The sequence below is a fragment of the Halobacterium sp. CBA1126 genome (assembly GCF_009741975.1).
In the GTDB taxonomy this organism is placed as follows: Archaea; Halobacteriota; Halobacteria; order Halobacteriales; family Halobacteriaceae; genus Halobacterium.
In genome coordinates, this window is sequence record NZ_WPCF01000047.1 from 1 (window position 1) to 19,296 (window position 19,296).

The following is a 19,296-nucleotide window of genomic DNA, read 5'->3' on the forward strand; positions in this document are numbered from 1 at the left end:
GAGTCGAGTGGGACCTCATGAGGAGGGGAAGCATGTATCTCCGTGTCGAACTCGCCGGTGAGTACTATCCGGATGGCTGCGTCTGGCTCGGGTTGAGATCGGTGGTTATCGCAACGACGATTTTACCGTCCACTATCAAGAGGAACGCCGAGAGAGCGTGTGGAAGTGTCGCTGGGATCGCCACCCCAGCAGTCACAACGCACGCGATCACTTCCATCCGCCGCCGGACGCGAGTCGCGCCAGCGCAGAAGATGCACAGTGGCCCACAGACCATCGTGACGTCTGCCACCTCGTCCTCGATACCGTCGAAGAACGAATCGAAACGCTGTGGGAACAGGCATAGACGAGTGGCGATCAGGGGACGAAAATACCGCTGGGCACTGACCGCTAGCAACTACTGAACGCATGCTACAGACCGAGCAAGCCGAGTACCTCGGTGCGGTTGCCGAACGCAACCAGACCAGCCTTCAGGGGGCGAGTTAGCGTTCCCCACTGACACTTATCTGAACGCACACTGTACGGCCAGCTATGGCCGGTGAGGAGTATCGCGTTCGAGAGAATACGGGGAATCCGGCACATCCCTCGATCGAGGATGTCATCGACCTCGCGCTCGCGCGGGCAGCGGAGCCGCGGCCACCAGACCATCCAGAAGAGTACTTCGATCGGTACGTCCAGGATGCGGTCGAGCACGCCGGTGAGGCTGCCGTCGAACAATCCATTCGGCTCTCCCTGACCGAGGGGTTGACCCACCGGATGGCTGGCCGCGAAGCATTCGGCCACGATGACTACCTACACGGCATCAACGTCGGCGTCGCAGCAACGGCGTATCTCCGCGAACTCCGCGACGATTCACCCACGACCGCCTGACCCACGATGTCCCCTGGACGGCGGCGAGTCAGTACTGTGCCTCGAATGCGAGGTCCTCGCGATAGTCGACCGCGGCGACACGATTCCCGAACTCGCGGTGAAACTCGATTACAGCGAGAGTTAGCTCTCTCGTGCCGTTGGCGACCTCGTCGAGAGGGGGCTCGTCGAGACGGAACACGATGGCCGCCGAAAATAGGACGAGTTCCAGGAGCTGGCGGCTGACTACAAACTCGAATCCTGGTTAAGTGCTAATTTGGGGCGAACTGTCGGGAGTTATCGAAAGTGCGAGGCGAAAACCCACCCGTTTACGGGTGGGTAGCTCAAGCGTCTTCCGGACGGGGAGCGTTCTCGTATTTGACCATCTTCTCGGGTTTGTCTGAGATGGTGTCGTAGATCTGCTGGAGCGTCTCCTCTGCGGCAAGCAGGTTGTGGTCGTTGAGGAATGCCCGTCCCTTCTCTGTGAGTCCGTAGAACTTCCAGGGGTAGCCCTGTCGGCGCTGGTCATCGTTTAGGGCGACTTCTTTGACGATGCCGGCGTCGATGAGCTTCTGGATGTGCTTGTAGACGGTCGCGTCGCTCACGCTGGGATTGAGCTCCTCGAGCTCGTACATCGAGGGGAGCTGCTCGGGGTGCTGGAGGATGTTGTTGAGTAGCGCGAACCGCGTCTGTTGGGTGACGAAGTGGACGAGTTCGCGGTATTCCATCCCTTCAGTAGTCCCCAGATCGGTGCTCATACAACACGATACACGTTCTGGTGCCAAGTAGTTTACCCCTGAGTAAATCACTCCACAGTAAACTATATTCGTTTGAGCAGGTAATTTACTCCATAAACCATATCTCTCCGCTACGAGACACTCACATAATGACTGAGGAGGAGCCCCCTGTTCCCGATGACGTTCTCAAAAGTGCCAAAGACCAGCTTGACGAGGCGGAGATAACGCTGGCCGACAACGAGGAAGTCCTCCACGCCTTGAGCGAGTTAACCCCAGTCTACGAGAACGACCGGTCGTACTTCGTCCTCGGAAACTACGACCGGGAACCGATCCAACGGCTGAATCTGGTGGTAGACCGCCTCAACCGGCGCACCAGCGCGTACGCGTTCCGCATGGTCGATATTCGTGGCGAGTGGGACAACAGCATCCAGAAGTTCTGCCTCATCGCGGATATCGTGACCTATCTCGTCGGTGTCGCCGAGAAGGAGCCGAGTGACTTCCTTGTAGAACAGGGACTGCTCGTCGGTACGACGGAGTTCTTCGAGAAAAGTCACGTCCTCAAGCGAGAGTACGAGGACGAAGAACGCCCATTTGGGTGGATGCAAGACGGCGTCTTCGAACTATTTGACCAAGAAGGACGGCTCTATCGCTGGCGAACCGAGGAAGATCTCGTTGACGTGACTGGCGAGCTGCCTTGACCTCCTCCCACCCTTGAAGGGATGGATTCCACCGGTGGGACGACCGATACTGACTGAGTCACCCAATACAAGCGTGTTTTTGAAAGCCCCGTTGGTCACTCAGGGTTAGTTCGAGTCAGCTTGGAGCCGGCCGTCTGGGCGGGGAATGCGGCCCCGTTTAATCTCGTGATCGACGCAACGCAGGTGCTTGCAGCCGCCTTCGGGTGAGTGCTGCTGCCAGTCGGGACAGGCACACGATTCGTCGACGTCGACGAGGAGGAGCTCCGAAAGCAGGCGGCAGTGTATGACCTCGAAAACGAAATCGACGCCTTGCTCCGCTACCTCGAGACGCACGGCGAGGTCGATGACGACTGGCTCCCGGAGGGGGACGAGTTTCAGGAGCTGATGGCTGACTACGAGGGGCGACTATCCTAAGACGAACTTCGTCACCAGCCGTGTCGCTGCCAGCGGCAGTTCGGATCGTAGGGATTCGTTGCTGTCTCCAGTCGGTAGACGTCCTCGACTGCGTCAAAATCGGCGTCAAACGCATACCGGTAGCCGAGTCCCTCGGTCTGCATATACGAGACAATACAGGCGTCGACGAAAGAGAGCGGTTCGTGTCGGCGGATGAGGGATTTCCTGGTCGCGAGGGCGTCGGTGGTGAGTGAGTCGATGTAGAAGTGGGCGTTTTCTTCGACACGGTTGAGGAAAGACGGCTGCGTCGTGGCCAGCGTGGGTTGTGAGGCCGTTGAGCGTTTCCGCAAGCACGTAGTCGAGGACGACTGCTTCCGGGAGCGTTCCATCGTCGATACCGTGGAGCACGGGAAGCACGGCATCGTGGACTCCATCCTGCTGGTATGTGGCGGCAAAGAGAACTGTCGTATCGACGAGTGCACGCGGTATTTACAGGCTGTCGAGGCGAATGCCCCGGGGCTTGATCCCGAGGCGGTTCACGGTGGGAGGTGGCGGTCGTAGATATTCCGGCGATGCCCGACCGCCTCAACGATTAGGATATCCTCATCCCGGTCCCACGTGATGATTGCACGGTAGTCGCCAGCGCGAAGCTTGTAGTATGGATACCCCGTGATCTTTTCGAGCCGATGAGCGGTCCAGTCTTTCGCCTCGTCGAGTTTTTTCACCAACCGCTCTTGAGCTTCTGATTCGAGCCCCTCCAGCAAATCGAGTGCTTTCGGTGTCCACTCGACCTCAGTCATCGATGCCCAGCCGGTCCTTCACATCGTCCTGTGAGACCGTCTCGCCCTGCTCTCGCTGCTTGCGGCTCTCGGCTAGATGCTCTAGCGCTTCCTCGGACAGCTTTGTGGGGGGGGTTGACGGCGTCCCGAAGCGCGTCGCGGATGAACTCGGATTTGTTCGCGTAACCACGCTCCTCCCAGACCTCATCGACCTGTGCCAGCAGCGACTGCGGCACCCGGACGTAATTTTCTCCATTTCACCGTCGCCGCCGGCGTCGCTGTCTGTGCTCATATGCTGTGATACGCTTGTATCACGTAAGTACCTTCGGTTGGATACGCGGACTGTGGTTGACGAGATCGAGACTGCGCTCGAGGTTCTCATCGGAGAGCTCGTCGATGGCCTCTTTCACCCGGTCGAGATTCCGCTCGAATTCGATTTCCCCGGATTCGATTACTGCACAGCCGGGTAATTCCCTCCGCGAAATTGTCGCAGAGTCCTGATTCGGCTCTGCGTGTGCTTTCGGTGGACTCGGCGTACGGTTCGAACGCAAACCGGGCACCATCGAAGCGCTCAGAGTGGAGGTCGGTTAGGACGCCGCTGATCCGCCTCGGGCTGTCGTCCGGTCGCCCCCGATTACGACGAAACAATCGATGTCGCTCTGCCGGTCGGCCTCGCTCCGAGCGACGCCCCCGAAAACAACGACACCGAGTGTTTCGTTGAAGTCCTCGGCGTCAGAAATCGCGGCTTGTATGCGGGCAATAGATGCCTCGACTGTTTCAAGGGGTCAGGGGGTGGAGTGAGCGTATGGAGGCGGGGGCGTTTGTTGAGCGATGGAGAAGTGTGATTTCGCTTGCCCTGTTTAGCGTTGTTTGGGCGTCCCTCCAGTGGGACGTGCTCTGCGGACTCGTCACAGAAGGCTTCTCTGCTGTTGAAACGCTCAGTGACGCCGGCATGCTCGTGATGTTACTCCTCACCCTGGCAACGACTGGCTACGCAGTCCGACAAACGCTCACAGAGGAGACCGAGATTAGTTGAACAGCTTCGGGTCAGAGCACCCAATCACTAGGACGATGGGGGGTTGACGTAGAGGCCGTACCGGTAGACGGCGTCGTCGTACCAGAGGAGTTGCCCGTTCACGATCGTATCAACTGCCCCAAGGCCGAGGGCCTCAAGTACTGTCTCGTAGGCGTCTGAGAGTGGCGCGGTTTCCGTGTAGGGTTCTTGAGCGATTACTTTGTTGAGGAGGTCGCGTGCCGCCGTTGGCAAGTCTGTGGGGGTGAGTTCGGTGTCAATACGTGAGCCGAAGACGACGTCACGGAACTGCGAGCGCGAGTCGGCGACCTTGATTGCCAGCGCCGTGTACGCGGTCTCGACGACCGGCTCGCGGGTCACACGCACACGATACGCCCACGTACCGCTGTCGGTCATTTTGACGACGCGGCCAGCAAGATCGCCGGTTGCGAGCCGGCTCCCCCGTTCGGCTGGCCGGCGTAGCACGTAGGCGTCCCCGTGGAGCAATTCCGTATTGCTGGTTTCGCCATTAGACTGGGTGTAGCTGTGGAGGATTTTGAGCGGGCGCGAACTGGGCTGATCGAGCGTATCGATCACGACGGCGTCATCAGGCACCTCCTCTTTCGGAAGCGGATCAACACGGACCAGCTGGCGTTTCATCTGCGTCCGGCCCGTCACGACGTGTTCCGTCTCATAGTACGATTCGTCGTGGGTGACGTACGCGTCGCTGGGGAGTGGTTTGTAACCGTACGATGTGTGTCGTCCGTCCGGGAGAATGTCGTCAAGGGCGTTCCGCGCGGGTGTTCCGAACAGGACTCCATCGTCGGGTTCGTAGAGAGCGTATTCGACTGGGGAGGCGTCAATAGATTCGACAGTGAGGCTGTACTCGGAGGGCGGTTCCGCCGATTCGAACGGATTTGTTGCACAGCCAGCGAGCGCTGCTAGAATCGTTGCGCCGCTCATCTGGAGGGCTTGCCGACGAGTAGGGGGCATAACGGGGAACAGATGTCTGTTGCACCGTTCCCTCATTGACGGTTTCGATGCGGCCTGTGTGCCACCAGCATCTCAGAGTGAACAGCATCGAATCTAATCGCTGGCGGGGTGAGTCCGCAGTGGCTCGCTGTTGGTCGTTGACGCCGCCAATCGCTCTCAGTTGGTTGTCGAGGTCTTCGAGAGGTTTCGACCTGTAGCGCTGTATCGTTTACCACGCCGTTCGGCGATTATCGGAATCCCGCGAGTACGGCGTTGTTCGTGTCGAATATGCACGGTTCAATTCTACTGATTTGCTTATAAAGGGGATTTTGGTGGCAGCGTTGCTGTGCGCGGTGGTTTCGTCGGTGAATCGGTGGGGTGTACGTTGGACGGCCGTTAGCGGATTGTGGTCGGTGAGATCGGGCAAGGGGTTGTGTGGTTGGGTGGCCAGGTTTTATCCATATCTGACGGCAATTTTTGAATACTGTAGAAATGTCCACACATAACGATGTATTAGCCAAGGAGACCACCCATTCAACCCAAGACCAGGTAAGTGAGTTCGAACCGTTCAATCCTGATGTGGTCGGAGATATCACCGTCTCCGACCTCTATCAGAGCGCCGAAGAGATCAAACTACAGAAACCGATCATCGTCGCGTTAGCGAAAACGAACAAACGCGACGGACCCACGGACGCCACTGAGAGTGACACAGATGCCATCTTCGACGAGGCAGTATGTGATGTTGCCGAGCACTGCTACGAACTAGCGGGCCTGGAAGACCCACCACTCCCGCCGCGCAAGCTGCGTGCGGTTCTCCTCCAAGAAGTTCGTGGCATCTCCCAATACGGCGAGTTCGAGGATTACGTGGGCGACTACGACTCGGCGGAACTCGAACAGTTCGGGCTGGAGCGAGCGTACGAGAAATCTACGTACCGGAAAGCAAAGAACAAACTGGAGGCGTGTCTGGACGGCGTTGTCCCTGAAGCAGCGTTCATCGCAGCGACGGCGCTGTTCGGTAACGGGGTGCCAATCCCCGAAACCGTCCAGAACCGGTACGAGTTGTCCTACGAGGTCGGCCCCGACGCGGCCAATTACCCGATGGAAGCCCGCGATCTCGCACTGTACACGCTGGTGGCTGAGTTACTGGACATCGTTGTCGAGCATCTCGACTTGCAGCGAGACACCAACGCGACGCGTGACCTGCGCACCGTCGTGGGCGCGTTCGCGCGGTCGGCAACAGACGATCGCAGCGTTGAGGAGTACCAGCAGCGGGCGCACCACCAGTTCGACCTTAGCTCAGCACTCAAGGGATCGACGATTCGCAACCACCTTTCGGGGTTGGAGCTGTTCGAGGTCCGGGAGATGTTCGACGACATCAATCAGGCGCTCCTCGATTACGTGATCAACGCTGAGGGATTGGTCGCGCCGACGATGTCGTACGACCTCACGGACCTCGCGACGGACGGCGAAGAATCGGATTCGCATTCGTACCGGACCGAAGACGGCCGCTGGCAGATCGCATCCCTAGGGATTACCGATCCGGAGTTGGAGTTCGGCTTCGGGCTACGCATCCTCAAAGGCAGAGAGAATCGCGCAGCGAAGTTGAAGGAGCTGTTACGGAAGTTGGCTGTCCACACTGACATCGGGCTGCTCATGACCGATCGTGAGTTCGATGGGGCCGAGGATATCGGCGCGTGTCGCCTGGACGATAACGACGACTGGTTGATCTTCGCCCAGGATTACAGTGACACGGACAAGGGCAACGATGATTTCGAGCGGCTGCGCGAGAAGCTAGAGCCAGGGAAGACCGCCGTTGTCGAAAGTGCAGGCTACGCGAACCTCGATCCAGACGTCATGCTGGTCGGCTACTCTGGGGCGACCGAAGACGACGACACCATCGAACCAATCCGGGCCTTCTACACGGATACTGTCGCGCTCCCTGACGACGCGTCGGCGGAGTCGGCCGAAGAGGTGGCTGAGACGATTCAGGATTTGAATTTCACGTATAATCAACGGGCGAAAATCGAGACGCTGTTTCGGCTGTCGAAAAACGATTTCGACGTCGCAACTGAGTCGGATAACGTCGCCAAGCAAGCCTTCTACACCAACATGTCGATGCTGTTCTACAACCTCTACAAAATCGTCAACACGGTGCCCGCGCCGAACAGCGGCCTTGAGCTCACCACGACGCAGAAGGAACTGCTCGCCGTTATCCAGAACCTCGCGTTCGACGGCCCCAGACAACCAGCCGCTCAGACGCACCTCCAAGACCAGTCCTAATGCCACTCCAAGTACCGCCAGCCAGACTGCAATCGGTTGTTCGACCGGTCAAAAAAGTCCACGACCAAAGCGAGTGCCACGTCGCCATCACGCCGGACGCCGTTCGCGTGCAATCAGTTTCACCAGACAAAACGATCGCGCTGGACTACTCGCTGCCGCTCACAGCCCAGACTGTCGAGCGCGCACCAGGCGACTTCTGGATCACGGTTGAGCCCATCAATAACTTCCTCAAAACTCGCCCGCGGGAGTCCGTGCGGATTACGTTCCCCTTCGAAACGAGCGATGGCCGGGTCGTCCTCCACTCGAATGAATTAACATACCGATTCGCCCCCTTTCGGGATCGCGCCAAGTTCCGATTGTTCAGTGATTCTCGCCGAGAGTCCCCCGCGGTGTGCACGCTCCAGCACCGGGCGCTCGCTCGCAGTATCTCGGTCGCGGATCTTGTGACTGATCAACTCCAGATCGAACTACAGAGTGCATCTCAGCGCATCGAGTTCAAGGCGTCTGATATGGATTCGTTTTCGTACCTGCCACCGATCGAGCTCGTTGAGGATGGTGAGCGCTCTACGGTGCAGCTTACGATCGAGACGGAGGATCTCTCCGATATTATGGCGCTGATTCCCGAAGAGTGTCGGGGGACGTTGGAGCTGACACCGGAGCTGTTGACGTACCGTGTTGCTCATCCAATTCCGGGTGCGGAATTGACGCTGCATATCGCACACCGAGCGCAGGCCGTCTATTAGCAGCGGACGTCGCTCTCTCAGGGGGTGTGGCGTGGATTGTGTTTGCCGAGCCCGATTCGTTCGTCTTGATTCGAATTGCCGTACCGGCAATCAACCCCTGTTTTATAGGGCTGCAGTATCTTATCGGTGAGTACACGGACGAAAGCGACCGATTCGGGAGCAGCCAGAAGGCGAATGCTCGACGCGCCATCCGCTGGCACCGGTTGCCCTCTCACGGCAACCAATAGGTTTCTCCCAATCTGTTGTTCTGCGATTCGTGAGTCGTCCATTTCGTTGTCCACCCAGCTACGGGTGGCCGGTCGTCCCGTCTAACTTTACTCGCCCCTACGCCGGATAGTGGTTTTTGAGAAAGTATTGTACTTGGTGGTGCCGCTCGTCGATAAATGACGGCTTCGGCGAGCGATCTCGGTGAGCAGTGGTGGCATAGATAATCAATCACGAATGTAGCGTTTCAGGTGGGTAAGCGTCAGGTATTCGCGTGATCGCGGTGCTGTCAGTTGTCGGCGTGGATAGGTCGGGGACGAGGATTTAAACAAGGGTGGATAATTTGACTGTTTGGTTCGATGAGACACCATCCAGTAAAATCGATCACGGAGAAGTTAGCCAACGCACTCGGCGACAGCGCTGTCGCCGTCGAGGAGTTCCTCGCGGACTACTACACGTGGCTCCGGAAGTGCGGGCGCAACCCAGCGCGGAACGAGCCACTCGCAGCCAACGGCGCCGCAAACTACCACGCACGCATCGACCAACTATACCGGTTCACCCTCGAGTTCGACGACCTTCGCGCCGGGTACCGACTCACCAACGCCCACGCGGACGAACTCATCCGACGCCTCGACAACGACGAAATCCGCAAGCGATCCGGTGACCCCTACGATTCAAGCTCCAAACGCAAATTCTCGGACGCGCTCCAGAAGTACTTCACCTTCCTCGACGACAACGACTTCATCGCCGAACCGTGGGAACCAAACGTCGTGTTCGTCGACGGCGACCACACCTCAGCGGCCTCCCTGACCTTCGTCGAGAGCTACCAGATCCGTAATGCCGCCCTCGAGTACGGATCGCTCCCCTCGTACTCCGAGACGAGCGACGACGAACGCGACCGAATTAACGCGCTCATCGCGCAGCGACTCGGGAAACCCAAAGCCGCCGTCACCCAACAGGATTGGATGGTCGCCGACACCAGCGCGAAAGTCGGGTCGCTCATCGCGGTCGCACTGGAGACGGCCCTGATTCCGATCGAAATCGAACAGGCCACCGTCGACTGGTACAACCCCAAACAGCAGCTGTTCGTCGTCCCCGAGGAGCACGCCGCGAAAAGCCGCCCGGAGAACGAGCTCCCCCTGACTGACGCCACAGATGAGGTGTTCTCGCACTGGCTCCGCGAACGCCGCCACCTAGAAACCTACGACGACACGAATCGCATCTGGCTCAACCAACAGGGCAACCCCTACACATCCGGGAGCCTCTGTTACCTGCTGCGGCAACTCTGCGAGGCCGCCGATATCGACCACGAAACCCGGAAGATCTCGTGGTACAGCATCAGACACACCCTCGCCGAGATCATCAAAGAGGTCGGTGACCTCGAGGAAGCGAGCGACCAACTCCGCCACAACGAACTCGAGACAACCAAGGACATCTACGCGAAGACCCATCCGGAGAGTCGCCGGCAGACACTCGAGAAAGTCCACGAGATCGCCGAGCGAGCCGCAATCGACGAGACGTACAACCCGTACGCACGCGACGACTACGACGACAGCGTCGGCAGTGATAGCGCCGCCAGCTCCGAGAACCGTGGAGACACCACGACGATGCACGTGGACGTGAAAATCGAGGATTCGATGGCTGGACGCAGCCAGCTCGCCCGCAACATCCTCGATACCGACGACGAGGAGAAATAACCCCCTCGTACTCAAGCGCCCACCACGGACGCGCTGGCCACCAACACATCGCCGGGACGCGGACTGATTGATTCTAACAGCGAATCCGCAAGCCCAGCGTCAGCCGTAGATTTCGACGGCTTGGTGGTGGACTGTCCGTAGGTAGGAGCGCGCGTTCTGCATTCAGACGATCTATCGTTCCGTTCAGTAGACGTACTGTGTCTCGAACTACGCAGGATAGTCGTGCGTGAACTACCGGTGGCTTGCTCTCCGTCGGTTCGGCGCGGCCGACTGTCAGGCGGCTAGGAAGGCCGCCGCGACGAGTAGGCCGACGAAGAGCAGGAACGGAAGGATGAACCAGACCGCGGCCCGCCAGCCCGACACAGCCGAGTCGTCGTCCGAGGGTTCGAGTGAACCTGCTGGCGGGGAATCGGCCATGGCGCTACCGGGGTCATTCATGCGTGAACCCTTCGAGGGGCTGGGATAAATACTCCGTGTGGGTACTGGTCGGAACGACGTCGGTCAGCGCCACGTCGCTCGTCTGAGAGTACCGTGGTCGCGACCCCACGTACCCAATTCAGCGTTCGTGGTTCGCGTGTGGTACCGACGACAGGTACTACCTGCTACTGCTATCGGGACGACAGTCTGGAGACCCAATCGCAGGGTCGTCGTGTGGTTAGTCGTGTGGCTGGTCGGAGGTGTCGTCTGTGTGGTGTCGGAGGGTTGGTTGTGCGAGTGCCGGTGTGACCCAGTCGTGGTCGCTGTGGCTGGCGTGCCACCAGAGGAGGACGACGACGCTGCCGGCGGCTGCGAGCAGTCGCACGACAACTGCGTCCGCTGGGAGGACCAGCGAGTCGGCGACCGTCGATGTGGCGGACAGTTCGAGGAGCGACGCGGGCTGCGGGGCAGTGCCACAGAGCATGCCGGCGGCGTTGACGCCGAAGTGGATGCCGATTGGCGCGGTGAGGTCGCCCGTGAGGACGTAGGCGACGCCGAACAGAACCGCGAGGCCACCGGCCATAACGGCGAACGTGGTGCCGCGGACGGAGTGCGTGAGCACGAAGAACAGCGCGGCGACGCCGATGGCGACAGCTGCGGTCGCCGCGCGCGGCAGCGAGGGGACGCCGTCAAGGCCTTCGAGGACGTTCGTGATGAGGTAGCCGCGAGCGAACAGCTCCTCGGCGACCACGATGCCGAGCTGTGAACTGATGGTTCCGACCACGAGCAAGAGCCACGTCCCGAGCCCGTGCGTGAGGCGAATGCCGGTGAGGTCGTAGTAGCCGGCGAGCAGGCCGACGCCGACGCTTCCCGCAGTGATACTGGCGCCGAGGGCGGTCCCGCCGACGAACCGCCGGCCGTTCCCGTCCAGCGGAAACCCGAGGTCGGTGAGTCGGCGCCGGTCGAGTACGACCGCGGCGAGACAGACGCCGGCGGCGATGGCGAGTGATTGTGGCAGGCCACTACTCAGCGTGTTCCAGACGTCGGCAACCGGACCAGTCCCGGGGAAGAGCGTCGGCTGGTAGGTTCGCGCGGTGTTTGCGAGGACGAGCACACCCAGCACAGCGACGAGGATGCGAACGGCGGCGCGTGGGCGGCGTTCGGCGTCGTTCCAGAACAGCCGGAGCGGGAACCGCAACCGGCCGTTCTCGGTTCGGAGGCTGGCTGACACGACGGGCACCTGCCACAGCCGACATGACGCGCCACTATTAACGTACCGCCGCCCACCACCCCCGATTACGGATGGGCGGCTTACATGCGTTCGAGGGCGCTTTGACGGTCTTCGAGGGGGACTTGGTCGTATTTCATCGTGGTTTGCTCGCTCGTGTGCCGGAGTTGTGTCTGGGCCGCAGCCAAGTCCTCTTCTCTGGTCATGTACGTCCCCGTGGAGTGCCGGACCGCGTACCAGCTCATCTGCCGGTGTTCGTAGTCGATGTCGGCCGTATCGCAGAGCCGGCGGAGGACCGTCCGGAGCGCTGACGACCCGTACGGGTTACCTTCTCTGGTGAGCCAGAGGTGGTCCGAGTCGTCGTACTTGGGGTTGGTCGCCCGCTGGGCGAGCCACCGGTCGAGCATCGCGGCGGTCTCGTCCTGCAGGCTCACGACCCAGTGCCCCTCGTTTTTCGAGGACTCCGCTTTCGGAATCCGGAGGGCGCTGTTGTCAACGTCAACCCACCGCGGGCTGGCGCGTTCGACTTCGATCGGGCGGAGGCCGGCATCCAGGCCGGTGGCGACCAGGCTCGGAATCTTCCAGCCGTTCGCGCGGTCCCAGTCCGCCGGCGTGACCTCGGCCTTCGGTTTCCCGAAGCGCTGGGCGAGGTGAGCCTTCCACCGGTCGCGTGCTTCGGGACTCAGGCTCTTGTAGTTCGGCACGCTGCCGGCTTCGAGTGCGGCTTCTCGAATCTTCGTTCGCTCCGCGCGGGTCAAGAAATCACGCGGGGTGGCGGTGCGGCTCCCGGTGCTGAAGCTGAACTCCGGTGTCCACTCGTCGAGGCCGTGTTCGTGTTCTCGCCACCGGAACAGCATCAACAACGCCTTCCGGCAGTTGGACTTGTGGGCGACGGAGTGGTCGGTCATCGCGATCTGTTTGAGCCACGCGTCCGCGTGGTCGTGCGTGACGTCTGTCGTGTACCCGTTGGTTTCGTTCTGCCACACCCACCGGTAGAACTGGTCCATGCGGTGCGCGCGCGTCTTGACGGTTGAGGCCGCGTACCCGTCCGCTTTCTTGGGATGTTTGCCGAACGCGAGCAGCCACTGCAAGCAGTTCTCCCGCGTGGTGCGGAAGTCGATCTGCTGGCGCTCGTTCAGCAGGTCGGCGGTGGGCTCGGTGAGCACCGTGATGCCGTCGAGGGGGTCGGTTGCCTCGTCGGCGTCGTTCATTGCCGGCCCCCTCCGTTGGTGGGATGGGCGGCTACCGGGGTGAGTCGGGAATCACCAGACTGCGCCGGGGTGAGTCGTTCTAGTGTGTTTGCCGCCGAAATATCGATAATCGCCAGACGGCGGCGGGTTCGACCGGTCGTTCGAATCGGCTTGCCCGTGAACATACGATGGTTTCACTCTCGTTCACGGACGAAAACTACCCGACGGCGGGAGGAAAGGAATGCTCCGTTTGGGATTCGAACCCAAGTCCTTGCCGTGAGAGGGCAAGATGATTGGCCGGACTACACCAACGGAGCGCGTCCACTCAGTCGTAGCCGCGAGGTACAAATAACGGTTTCGTCTCGGGGGCGGTGTGGCACAGGGTGGCGGATGTCGCCGGGCGCGGTTAGGGTGCGAGGCGGTTCTTGCGGTGTTTCATCTCGGCTTCGTAGTAGTCGAAGGTGTGGGGGCACCAGTCGGCGGCGAGGTCGAGCAGTTGTTCGGTGAGGTCTCGAATCTCCCACTGGGCGTCGGCGGCGGCGCGCATGTCGGCGATGTGCATCAGGGACCGCGGGTTCAGGGTGACGACGACGTTCACTTCGGTGCCGATGGGGAGGACGAAGCGCGCGTCCTCGGGGGGCATCCCGAGTTCGAGGAGTTCCTGGTAGTCTTCGACGGACTGGCGGACGGAGCGCTGGAAGACGTTCTCGCGTTGCTCGACGGTCTCCTCGTCGACGTCGCTGTTCTTCTGGTTGCGGCCGATCCAGTCCGGGTCGGTCGCGGAGGGGGGCGTGACGACCATCTCGCCGTCTTCGACGTCGGCGGGGTCGACGTCGTCGAAGGCGACGTACCGCATCGACTGGACGTCGAAGCTGGCGTGGCGGTGGCGGGTGAGTTGGGCCATGCACGAGCGGCTCATGCCTTCGATGGCGAAGGTCGCGCTGGGGTGTTCGAAGGGGCCGTAGTGGCCGCGTTTGAGGAGTTTCGCGAGGAAGTTCGCTTTCTGGGCTTCGACGTCGTCGCCCTCGACGCCGTCCATCACGTCGGCGAAGTCCCGGTCGCCGACCCAGTCGCTCATGTAGTCGTTGCGCGCCCCGCGGCAGATGAGTTCCTCGGGGTCGTCGGTCGCGTTGAGAAGGCGGACTCGCATGTTGGGCGTGGATGCTCGCGCCGTGGACAAAAGCGCTCCGGAGCGGCGGCCACTAACCAGAAGTGGCGGCGCGTCCCAGTGCCGGGTATGCCGTACGAGAAGGCGACGATTGCTGAGGCCGAATCGGCGTTGCCGGACGACGCTCGCGCGAAGATGTTCCGCATGAAAGACCCCCTCGACACGGACGAGGTGGCGTTCACGCTGTTCACGATGGAGCCGAACGCCGAGGGGATGGAACACGACCACCGCGACGACGGCCAGGAGGAAGTGTACTACGTCGTCGAGGGCGGGGTCGACGTGGAGCTCGGCGGCGAGACGGTCTCGCTGGACGAGCGCGAGGCCGTCCGCGTCGACGCCGGGGAGACCCGGCAGATTCGGAACCGCGACCACTACTCCGAGCTCGTGCTCGTCGGCGCGCCGCGCTAAGCCGCGCCTCCGCTCCGCCTCGCTTTCCTCACGTTCCTCGCAGTGCTTCGCGTCGCTGTTCGCGCGTTCGCGTCCCGACAACCCCTAAGTGCGGGCGGGCGTAGCCGGGGTATGGTCACGAATCTCGCTGCCGGCGTCGACGCGTTCACGAGCAACGCCTTCCTCGCGGCGGGCGACCGCACGGTGCTCGTGGACCCGGGCGCGAACTTCGACGCCGTCGCGGCCGTCCGCGAGCACGTCGACGACCTCGACGCCGTCCTCGTCACCCACCCCCATCCGGACCACGTCGGCAACCTCGACGACGTAAAAGCGGCCTTCGGCGTGGACGCGTGGGGGTTCGACGCGAGCGTCGACGGCATCGACCACGAACTCGCGGACGGCGACGTCGTCACTATCGGCGACCACGAGTACGAGGCCCTGCACACGCCCGGCCACGAGCCACACCACCTCGCCTTCTACTCGCCCGAGGCGGGCGTGCTGTTCGCGGCGGACCTCGTGTTCGCGAACGGCGCGTTCGGCCGCACCGACCTCGAGGGCGGCGACCGCCGGACGCTAATCGAGAGCATCCAGTACGTCCTCGACGTCGTAGACGACCTCGAAGTCATGCACGCCGGGCACGGGCCGAGCGTCACAGACGGCGCAATCGAGAACGTCGAGTTCGCGGCGCAGGCCGCGCGGCAGCGGTAGTCACTCGGGCTTCACGCCGTAGTAGCCGGGCTCCTCGTCGTCGCGGGGTTCGGCGACGACGAGGTCGTCGCTGTGCCGCATCACCCACGGAATCGCCCAGTCGAGGAGGACGTTCTCCGTGTTCGGGTCGAGTTCGGCGTCCGCGTCGAGGTCCTGGAGGAGGCGCGCGATCTCGTAGACGGTGTACATCTGGTCGTCGTCGAGCAGCTCCGCGGGCGTGTAGAAGTCACACGGGTGGAGCGCGTCGAAGTCGGCCTTCGGGACGGGCATACCCGACGGTACGGCGTCGCGACGAAAAACCCCCGATGGGACGGCCGGCGTGGGGAACGCTTATCCGAGCGTCTGCCACAACGACGCACGTCGGTCCGCATGACAACGCACGACACGCAGTTCGAGTCGGGTCTCGACGACGGGAAAGCCGCGCTCGTCGACGCGCTCCGGGACGCGCTCGGCGAGAACCTCCGCGACGTCTGGGTGCTCGACCAGCAGACCCAGCAGCCGCTGTACCTCCGCGAGGACGTCGCCGACCGCATCGAGGACGTGGACGTCGAGCGGTACCTCGACAACGAGCGCTACGGCTTCGTCACCCGCCAGACGTACAACCGCCTCCACTACTCGGAGTTCCGGTACACGCACCGCGGCTTCGACACGTGGGAGCTGTTCCGGACGTTCGTCGCGGACGACGACGCGCAGGTCGGGGTCGTCGTCGGCGTCGACGCGGACGGCACGAACTACGACTTCGGCGCGCTCACCGACGCGGTCCACGACCTCGCCGGCGAGTACGGCGTCGCGGCGTTCGCACCCGCGGCTGACGAGGGCGCGTAGCGCGAAAGAAAAACGGTGGCTGTGCGGCGTTACTCGAACCGCGCGACGACGTCCTCGTAGCGGTCCGCGACGTCGTCCCAGTCGACGACCTCGAAGAAGTTCTCGATGAAGTCGCCGCGGTCGGGGCCGTAGTCGTAGTAGTAGGAGTGCTCCCAGACGTCGAGGGCGAGGATGGGATGGGAGCCCCAGAGGGCGCCCTTGTCGTGTTTGTCGACGACGACGTTGCGGAGCTGCTCGGAGTGGCTGTCGTAGACCAGCAGCGCCCAGCCGCCCGCGGCGGACGCGGCGGCCTCGAATTCGCCCTTCCAGGCCTCGTAGGAGCCGAAGTCCTCCTCGATGCGCGCCAGGAGGGCGCCGGCGGGTTCGCCGCCGCCGTTCGGGCTCATGTTGTTCCAGAAGATGGAGTGGAGGATGTGGCCGGAGCCGTTGTGGGTTACGTCTCCGATGGCGCCCGCGGAGGAGGAGAAGTCGCCGTCCTCGCGGTTGGCTTCGAGGGTTTCCTCGGCGGCGTTCCAGCCGTTGACGTAGCCCTGGTGGTGCGTGTCGTGATGCCACGTCAGCACCTGCTCGGAGATGTGCGGTTCGAGTGCGTCGTAGTCGTACGGCAGCGGCGGTAGTTCGTAGTCACTCATGAATCGTCACCCGGGAGAACAATCGTAGCGGTTCGTGTTAAACGTTTGTGGTATCTGTGTTAGCACGACCCACGTGATTCCGGCGTCGGCGTCGCCCGCCCGCGGTTTGGATGGTCAATCACATACGTCCGGAGCGACGACGACGTGGTATGCGTTCGTGGCGCGGCGTCGGCCTCGTGACCGGCTGGCAGTTCACCGCGAGCCTCGCGTTCTACGCCATCTTCGCGTCGACGGCGTTCGTGCGCGCCGACTACGGGCTCTCGCGGGCGCTCACGGGCACCGTCGTCACCGCCATCATGCTCGGGTACACCGTCCTCCTGTTCGGGACTGGCGCGGCCGTCGACGGCTACGGCGAGCGCCCCGTGATGATTGCCGGGCTGCTCGGCGTCGCCGTCGGCTGCGTCGGCGTCGCGTACGCGCCGACGTTCCCGCTGCTGCTCGCGGCGCTCGTCGTCCTCGGGTTCGCGTACGCCACGGCGATGCCCGCGACCAACCGCGCCATCGTCGCCGTCTCCCCGAAGGGGAGCCGGAACCTCGCGATGAACGTCAAACAGGTCGGGGTCACCGGCGGCTCCGGGCTCGGCGCCCTGCTCGTCACGGGCATCGCCGCCACCCGGTACGGCTGGCGCGCCGGCTTCCTCGTCATCGCGGGCGTCGCCGTGGTCGTCGCCGCGGCGTTCGCCGTCGGCTACGAGGGAACAACCGGCTCCGGGACGCTCTCGATGCCGGACGTCCGCGGCCTCCTCGACGACAACGCGTACCGCGGCCTCGTCGTCGCGGGTCTCTTCCTCGGCGCGACGGTGTTCACGACGACCGGCTACGTCGTCCTCCACATGACCGAGTCCGTCGCCGTCGCGGCGGGGTTCGCGGGCGCGGTCCTCGCCGGCGTGCAGGTCACGGGGAGCGTCGGCCGGCTCGTCGGCGGCGCGCTCTCCGACCGGCTAGGCGGCTCCGCGGCCCGCGGCCCCGCGCTCGTGTTGACCGCGCAGTGTGTCCTCGCGGCCGTCTGCTTCCTCGGCGTCACCGTCGCGAACACGAAGTGGACGGCCGCCGTCGCGTTCGCGCTGCTCGGCCTGTTCATCCTCGGGTTCCCGGGCGTCTACTACGCGACGATGACCGCGCTCGTCGGCGACGACGAGGTCGGCGCCGCCACCGCGGGCGGCCAGACGATGCTGAACCTCGGCGGCATCACCGCGCCGCCGCTGTTCGGGCTCGTCGTCGACGCGTACAACTACGACGTGGCGTGGACGCTCGCCGCCGCCGTCACTGCCGTCGGCGCAGTCGTCGTCTGGACGCAGGTCGCCCGGCAGTCTTAGTCGTCGCCGCGCGCCCGCTCGAACATCTCGATGGCTTCCTCGCGGCGCTCGCCGTGGTCGACGATCGGGGCCGGGTAGTCCGGCGCGAGTTCCTCGCGTTCCGCAGCGTCGAGGTCGGGCCACGCGTGAATCTTCTCCGCCGGCACGTCCCGTAGCTCGGGCACGTACTCCGTGATGTACTCGGCGTCGGCGTCGTAGCGCTCGCCCTGCGTGGTGGGGTTGAAGACGCGGAAGTACGGCTGGGCGTCCGTGCCCGTGGAGGCCGCCCACTGCCAGCCGCCGTTGTCGTTGGCGGTCTCGTGGTCGACGAGGCGCTCGCGGAAGTGCGCGTACCCCTCGCGCCAGTCCAGCATGAGGTCCTTCGTGAGGAACGAGGCGGCGAGCATCCGCACGCGGTTGTGCATGTACGCCTCCTCGCGGAGCTGGCGCATCCCGGCGTCGACGATGGGGTAGCCGGTCTCGCCGCGCTTCCACGCCGCCAGTTCGGCGTCGTCCTCGCGCCACTCGATGGGGTGCTCGTACTCGTTGTAGTTCTCCGTGACGACCTCGGGGTTGAAGTACAGCACCTGCGCGTAGAACTCCCGCCACGCGAGCTGGCGCTGGTACTCCTCGACGCTGTCGCGCTCGTCGTCGCCGTCCGCCCGCGCCATCGCGTCCTCGGTGCGCTCGTACACCTCCCGGATTCCGATCGTCCCGTACTTCAGGTCCTGCGAGAGCCGCGACGTGGCCCCCTCCGCGGGGTAGTCGCGGGCGTCCTCGTACCGGAAGACGTCGCCCGCGCAGAAGTCCTCGAGGCGCTCGCGTGCGGCCTCGGTGCCGGCGTCGGGGAGGTCGGCGGTGGGCGCCTCGAACCCGAGGGCCGCGAGCGACGGCAGCGGCTCGCCGGAGACGTCCGCGAGGTCCTCCGGGGCTGGCTCGGGAACGGGAGCGGGCTTCTCGCGGTCCTGCCACTTCTTCCAGAAGTACGTGAACACGGAGTACGGGTCGCCGGCGTTCGTGCGAATCTCGCCGGGCGCGTGGAACACGGCGTCGTGGTGCTGGTCGTGGGCGACGCCGTCGTCGTCGAG

The 19,296-nt window shown here is 62.9% G+C and carries 22 protein-coding genes, 1 tRNA gene and 5 pseudogenes; 13 read left to right on the forward strand and 15 right to left on the reverse strand.

Features of this window, described 5'->3' with window-relative positions; all coding sequences use genetic code 11:
* Window positions 1-17: 17 nt before the first annotated feature.
* Window positions 18-343: pseudogene (locus tag GJ634_RS16040) on the forward strand (hypothetical protein).
* Window positions 344-408: 65 nt separating this feature from the next.
* Here the strand turns inward: GJ634_RS16040 and GJ634_RS16655 are convergent.
* Window positions 409-780, reverse strand: a complete 372-nt coding sequence (locus GJ634_RS16655; RefSeq protein ID WP_157502012.1) for a hypothetical protein — start codon at window positions 778-780, stop codon at window positions 409-411.
* 121 nt (window positions 781-901) lie between these two features.
* On the opposite strand from GJ634_RS16655, the pseudogene GJ634_RS16660 reads away from it, so the two are divergent.
* Window positions 902-1,060: pseudogene (locus GJ634_RS16660) on the forward strand (MarR family transcriptional regulator); the annotation flags it as partial.
* A 127-nt stretch (window positions 1,061-1,187) separates the two neighbouring features.
* On the opposite strand, the gene GJ634_RS08155 reads toward GJ634_RS16660, so the two are convergent.
* The gene (locus tag GJ634_RS08155; protein WP_157502014.1) at window positions 1,188-1,601 is read right to left on the reverse strand and encodes a helix-turn-helix transcriptional regulator; all 414 of its coding nucleotides are present in this window, start codon (window positions 1,599-1,601) and stop codon (window positions 1,188-1,190) included.
* A 128-nt stretch (window positions 1,602-1,729) separates the two neighbouring features.
* Between GJ634_RS08155 and GJ634_RS08160 the strand changes: the two genes are divergently transcribed.
* Window positions 1,730-2,278, forward strand: coding sequence for a hypothetical protein (locus tag GJ634_RS08160; protein ID WP_157502016.1), 549 nt, complete (start codon window positions 1,730-1,732; stop codon window positions 2,276-2,278).
* Window positions 2,279-2,518: 240 nt separating this feature from the next.
* A pseudogene (locus GJ634_RS08165) lies at window positions 2,519-2,692 on the forward strand (transcriptional regulator TrmB); the annotation flags it as partial.
* Window positions 2,693-2,703: 11 nt separating this feature from the next.
* On the opposite strand, the pseudogene GJ634_RS08170 reads toward GJ634_RS08165, so the two are convergent.
* From GJ634_RS08170 to GJ634_RS08180, 3 genes and pseudogenes are all read right to left on the reverse strand, one after another.
* Window positions 2,704-3,160: pseudogene (locus GJ634_RS08170) on the reverse strand (PIN domain-containing protein).
* A gap of 47 nt (window positions 3,161-3,207) precedes the next feature.
* On the reverse strand, window positions 3,208-3,471 hold the full coding sequence (locus tag GJ634_RS08175; protein WP_157502018.1) for a type II toxin-antitoxin system RelE/ParE family toxin: 264 nt from the start codon (window positions 3,469-3,471) through the stop codon (window positions 3,208-3,210).
* A pseudogene (locus GJ634_RS08180) lies at window positions 3,464-3,742 on the reverse strand (ribbon-helix-helix domain-containing protein). The gene GJ634_RS08175 and the pseudogene GJ634_RS08180 overlap by 8 nt, the downstream one beginning before the upstream one ends.
* Window positions 3,743-3,794: 52 nt before the next feature.
* On the opposite strand from GJ634_RS08180, the gene GJ634_RS16440 reads away from it, so the two are divergent.
* On the forward strand, window positions 3,795-3,920 hold the full coding sequence (locus GJ634_RS16440) for a hypothetical protein (protein ID WP_269449524.1): 126 nt from the start codon (window positions 3,795-3,797) through the stop codon (window positions 3,918-3,920).
* A 117-nt stretch (window positions 3,921-4,037) separates the two neighbouring features.
* On the opposite strand, the gene GJ634_RS16445 is transcribed toward GJ634_RS16440, so the two are convergent.
* On the reverse strand, window positions 4,038-4,211 hold the full coding sequence (locus GJ634_RS16445; RefSeq protein WP_331714060.1) for a nucleotidyltransferase domain-containing protein: 174 nt from the start codon (window positions 4,209-4,211) through the stop codon (window positions 4,038-4,040).
* Between the two features lie 44 nt (window positions 4,212-4,255).
* Between GJ634_RS16445 and GJ634_RS08190 the strand changes: the two genes are divergently transcribed.
* Window positions 4,256-4,486, forward strand: coding sequence for a hypothetical protein (locus tag GJ634_RS08190; protein WP_157502020.1), 231 nt, complete (start codon window positions 4,256-4,258; stop codon window positions 4,484-4,486).
* A 27-nt stretch (window positions 4,487-4,513) separates the two neighbouring features.
* Here the strand turns inward: GJ634_RS08190 and GJ634_RS08195 are convergent, their stop codons facing one another.
* Entirely contained in the window at window positions 4,514-5,425 is a 912-nt protein-coding gene (locus GJ634_RS08195; protein WP_197425450.1) for a hypothetical protein, read from the reverse strand.
* A 588-nt stretch (window positions 5,426-6,013) separates the two neighbouring features.
* On the opposite strand from GJ634_RS08195, the gene GJ634_RS08200 reads away from it, so the two are divergent.
* The 3 genes from GJ634_RS08200 to GJ634_RS08210 all read left to right on the forward strand — a co-directional run bounded on the left by GJ634_RS08200 (window position 6,014) and on the right by GJ634_RS08210 (window position 10,358).
* Window positions 6,014-7,714: a hypothetical protein gene (locus GJ634_RS08200; RefSeq protein ID WP_197425451.1), complete on the forward strand. Its 1,701-nt coding sequence runs from the start codon at window positions 6,014-6,016 to the stop codon at window positions 7,712-7,714.
* Window positions 7,714-8,457 carry a hypothetical protein gene (locus GJ634_RS08205; RefSeq protein ID WP_157502024.1) on the forward strand — a complete coding sequence of 248 codons (744 nt, stop codon included), beginning with the start codon at window positions 7,714-7,716 and terminating at the stop codon, window positions 8,455-8,457. The genes GJ634_RS08200 and GJ634_RS08205 overlap by 1 nt, the downstream gene beginning before the upstream one ends.
* A 563-nt stretch (window positions 8,458-9,020) precedes the next feature.
* Window positions 9,021-10,358: a site-specific integrase gene (locus tag GJ634_RS08210; protein WP_157502026.1), complete on the forward strand. Its 1,338-nt coding sequence runs from the start codon at window positions 9,021-9,023 to the stop codon at window positions 10,356-10,358.
* 273 nt (window positions 10,359-10,631) lie between these two features.
* Here the strand turns inward: GJ634_RS08210 and GJ634_RS08215 are convergent, their stop codons facing one another.
* The 5 genes from GJ634_RS08215 to thyX all read right to left on the reverse strand — a co-directional run bounded on the left by GJ634_RS08215 (window position 10,632) and on the right by thyX (window position 14,343).
* Window positions 10,632-10,775, reverse strand: coding sequence for a hypothetical protein (locus tag GJ634_RS08215; RefSeq protein ID WP_157502028.1), 144 nt, complete (start codon window positions 10,773-10,775; stop codon window positions 10,632-10,634).
* 238 nt (window positions 10,776-11,013) lie between these two features.
* Complete coding sequence (locus tag GJ634_RS16665) at window positions 11,014-12,015, reverse strand: CPBP family intramembrane glutamic endopeptidase (protein WP_197425452.1); 1,002 nt, start codon at window positions 12,013-12,015, stop codon at window positions 11,014-11,016.
* A gap of 71 nt (window positions 12,016-12,086) precedes the next feature.
* Window positions 12,087-13,214 (reverse strand): site-specific integrase, encoded by a 1,128-nt coding sequence (locus GJ634_RS08225; RefSeq protein WP_157502032.1) that lies wholly within the window; start codon window positions 13,212-13,214, stop codon window positions 12,087-12,089.
* Window positions 13,215-13,435: 221 nt separating this feature from the next.
* Window positions 13,436-13,510: transfer RNA gene (locus tag GJ634_RS08230), tRNA-Glu, on the reverse strand.
* 89 nt (window positions 13,511-13,599) lie between these two features.
* Complete coding sequence (gene thyX, locus GJ634_RS08235) at window positions 13,600-14,343, reverse strand: FAD-dependent thymidylate synthase (protein ID WP_157502034.1); 744 nt, start codon at window positions 14,341-14,343, stop codon at window positions 13,600-13,602.
* An 87-nt stretch (window positions 14,344-14,430) separates the two neighbouring features.
* On the opposite strand from thyX, the gene GJ634_RS08240 reads away from it, so the two are divergent.
* A complete protein-coding gene (locus GJ634_RS08240; RefSeq protein ID WP_157502036.1) occupies window positions 14,431-14,769 on the forward strand; it encodes a cupin domain-containing protein in 339 nt (112 codons plus the stop codon).
* 111 nt (window positions 14,770-14,880) lie between these two features.
* Window positions 14,881-15,456, forward strand: coding sequence for an MBL fold metallo-hydrolase (locus GJ634_RS08245; protein ID WP_157502038.1), 576 nt, complete (start codon window positions 14,881-14,883; stop codon window positions 15,454-15,456).
* Here the strand turns inward: GJ634_RS08245 and GJ634_RS08250 are convergent, their stop codons facing one another.
* Window positions 15,457-15,726, reverse strand: a complete 270-nt coding sequence (locus GJ634_RS08250; protein WP_157502040.1) for a DUF5827 family protein — start codon at window positions 15,724-15,726, stop codon at window positions 15,457-15,459.
* Between the two features lie 99 nt (window positions 15,727-15,825).
* On the opposite strand from GJ634_RS08250, the gene GJ634_RS08255 reads away from it, so the two are divergent.
* The gene (locus GJ634_RS08255) at window positions 15,826-16,281 is read left to right on the forward strand and encodes a hypothetical protein (RefSeq protein WP_157502042.1); all 456 of its coding nucleotides are present in this window, start codon (window positions 15,826-15,828) and stop codon (window positions 16,279-16,281) included.
* A gap of 29 nt (window positions 16,282-16,310) precedes the next feature.
* On the opposite strand, the gene sod is transcribed toward GJ634_RS08255, so the two are convergent.
* Window positions 16,311-16,913, reverse strand: a complete 603-nt coding sequence (gene sod, locus GJ634_RS08260; protein ID WP_157502044.1) for a superoxide dismutase — start codon at window positions 16,911-16,913, stop codon at window positions 16,311-16,313.
* A 149-nt stretch (window positions 16,914-17,062) separates the two neighbouring features.
* On the opposite strand from sod, the gene GJ634_RS08265 reads away from it, so the two are divergent.
* Window positions 17,063-18,229, forward strand: a complete 1,167-nt coding sequence (locus tag GJ634_RS08265; RefSeq protein ID WP_157502046.1) for an MFS transporter — start codon at window positions 17,063-17,065, stop codon at window positions 18,227-18,229.
* On the opposite strand, the gene GJ634_RS08270 is transcribed toward GJ634_RS08265, so the two are convergent.
* Window positions 18,226-19,296: deoxyribodipyrimidine photo-lyase (locus tag GJ634_RS08270; RefSeq protein ID WP_157502048.1), on the reverse strand; the 1,071-nt coding region annotated here is incomplete at its 5' end. The two genes, GJ634_RS08265 and GJ634_RS08270, sit on opposite strands and share 4 nt — an antisense overlap.

Bases quoted from the DNA above. Each gene is read 5' to 3' on its own strand.
- GJ634_RS08155 (WP_157502014.1), bottom strand. From the start codon at position 1,601: ATGAGCACCGATCTGGGGACTACTGAAGGGATGGAATACCGCGAACTC.
- GJ634_RS08160 (WP_157502016.1), top strand. From the start codon at position 1,730: ATGACTGAGGAGGAGCCCCCTGTTCCCGATGACGTTCTCAAAAGTGCC.
- GJ634_RS08175 (WP_157502018.1), bottom strand. From the start codon at position 3,471: ATGACTGAGGTCGAGTGGACACCGAAAGCACTCGATTTGCTGGAGGGG.
- GJ634_RS08190 (WP_157502020.1), top strand. From the start codon at position 4,256: ATGGAGGCGGGGGCGTTTGTTGAGCGATGGAGAAGTGTGATTTCGCTT.
- GJ634_RS08195 (WP_197425450.1), bottom strand. From the start codon at position 5,425: ATGAGCGGCGCAACGATTCTAGCAGCGCTCGCTGGCTGTGCAACAAAT.
- GJ634_RS08205 (WP_157502024.1), top strand. From the start codon at position 7,714: ATGCCACTCCAAGTACCGCCAGCCAGACTGCAATCGGTTGTTCGACCG.
- GJ634_RS08210 (WP_157502026.1), top strand. From the start codon at position 9,021: ATGAGACACCATCCAGTAAAATCGATCACGGAGAAGTTAGCCAACGCA.
- GJ634_RS08215 (WP_157502028.1), bottom strand. From the start codon at position 10,775: ATGGCCGATTCCCCGCCAGCAGGTTCACTCGAACCCTCGGACGACGAC.
- GJ634_RS08225 (WP_157502032.1), bottom strand. From the start codon at position 13,214: ATGAACGACGCCGACGAGGCAACCGACCCCCTCGACGGCATCACGGTG.
- thyX (WP_157502034.1), bottom strand. From the start codon at position 14,343: ATGCGAGTCCGCCTTCTCAACGCGACCGACGACCCCGAGGAACTCATC.
- GJ634_RS08240 (WP_157502036.1), top strand. From the start codon at position 14,431: ATGCCGTACGAGAAGGCGACGATTGCTGAGGCCGAATCGGCGTTGCCG.
- GJ634_RS08245 (WP_157502038.1), top strand. From the start codon at position 14,881: ATGGTCACGAATCTCGCTGCCGGCGTCGACGCGTTCACGAGCAACGCC.
- GJ634_RS08250 (WP_157502040.1), bottom strand. From the start codon at position 15,726: ATGCCCGTCCCGAAGGCCGACTTCGACGCGCTCCACCCGTGTGACTTC.
- GJ634_RS08255 (WP_157502042.1), top strand. From the start codon at position 15,826: ATGACAACGCACGACACGCAGTTCGAGTCGGGTCTCGACGACGGGAAA.
- sod (WP_157502044.1), bottom strand. From the start codon at position 16,913: ATGAGTGACTACGAACTACCGCCGCTGCCGTACGACTACGACGCACTC.
- GJ634_RS08265 (WP_157502046.1), top strand. From the start codon at position 17,063: ATGCGTTCGTGGCGCGGCGTCGGCCTCGTGACCGGCTGGCAGTTCACC.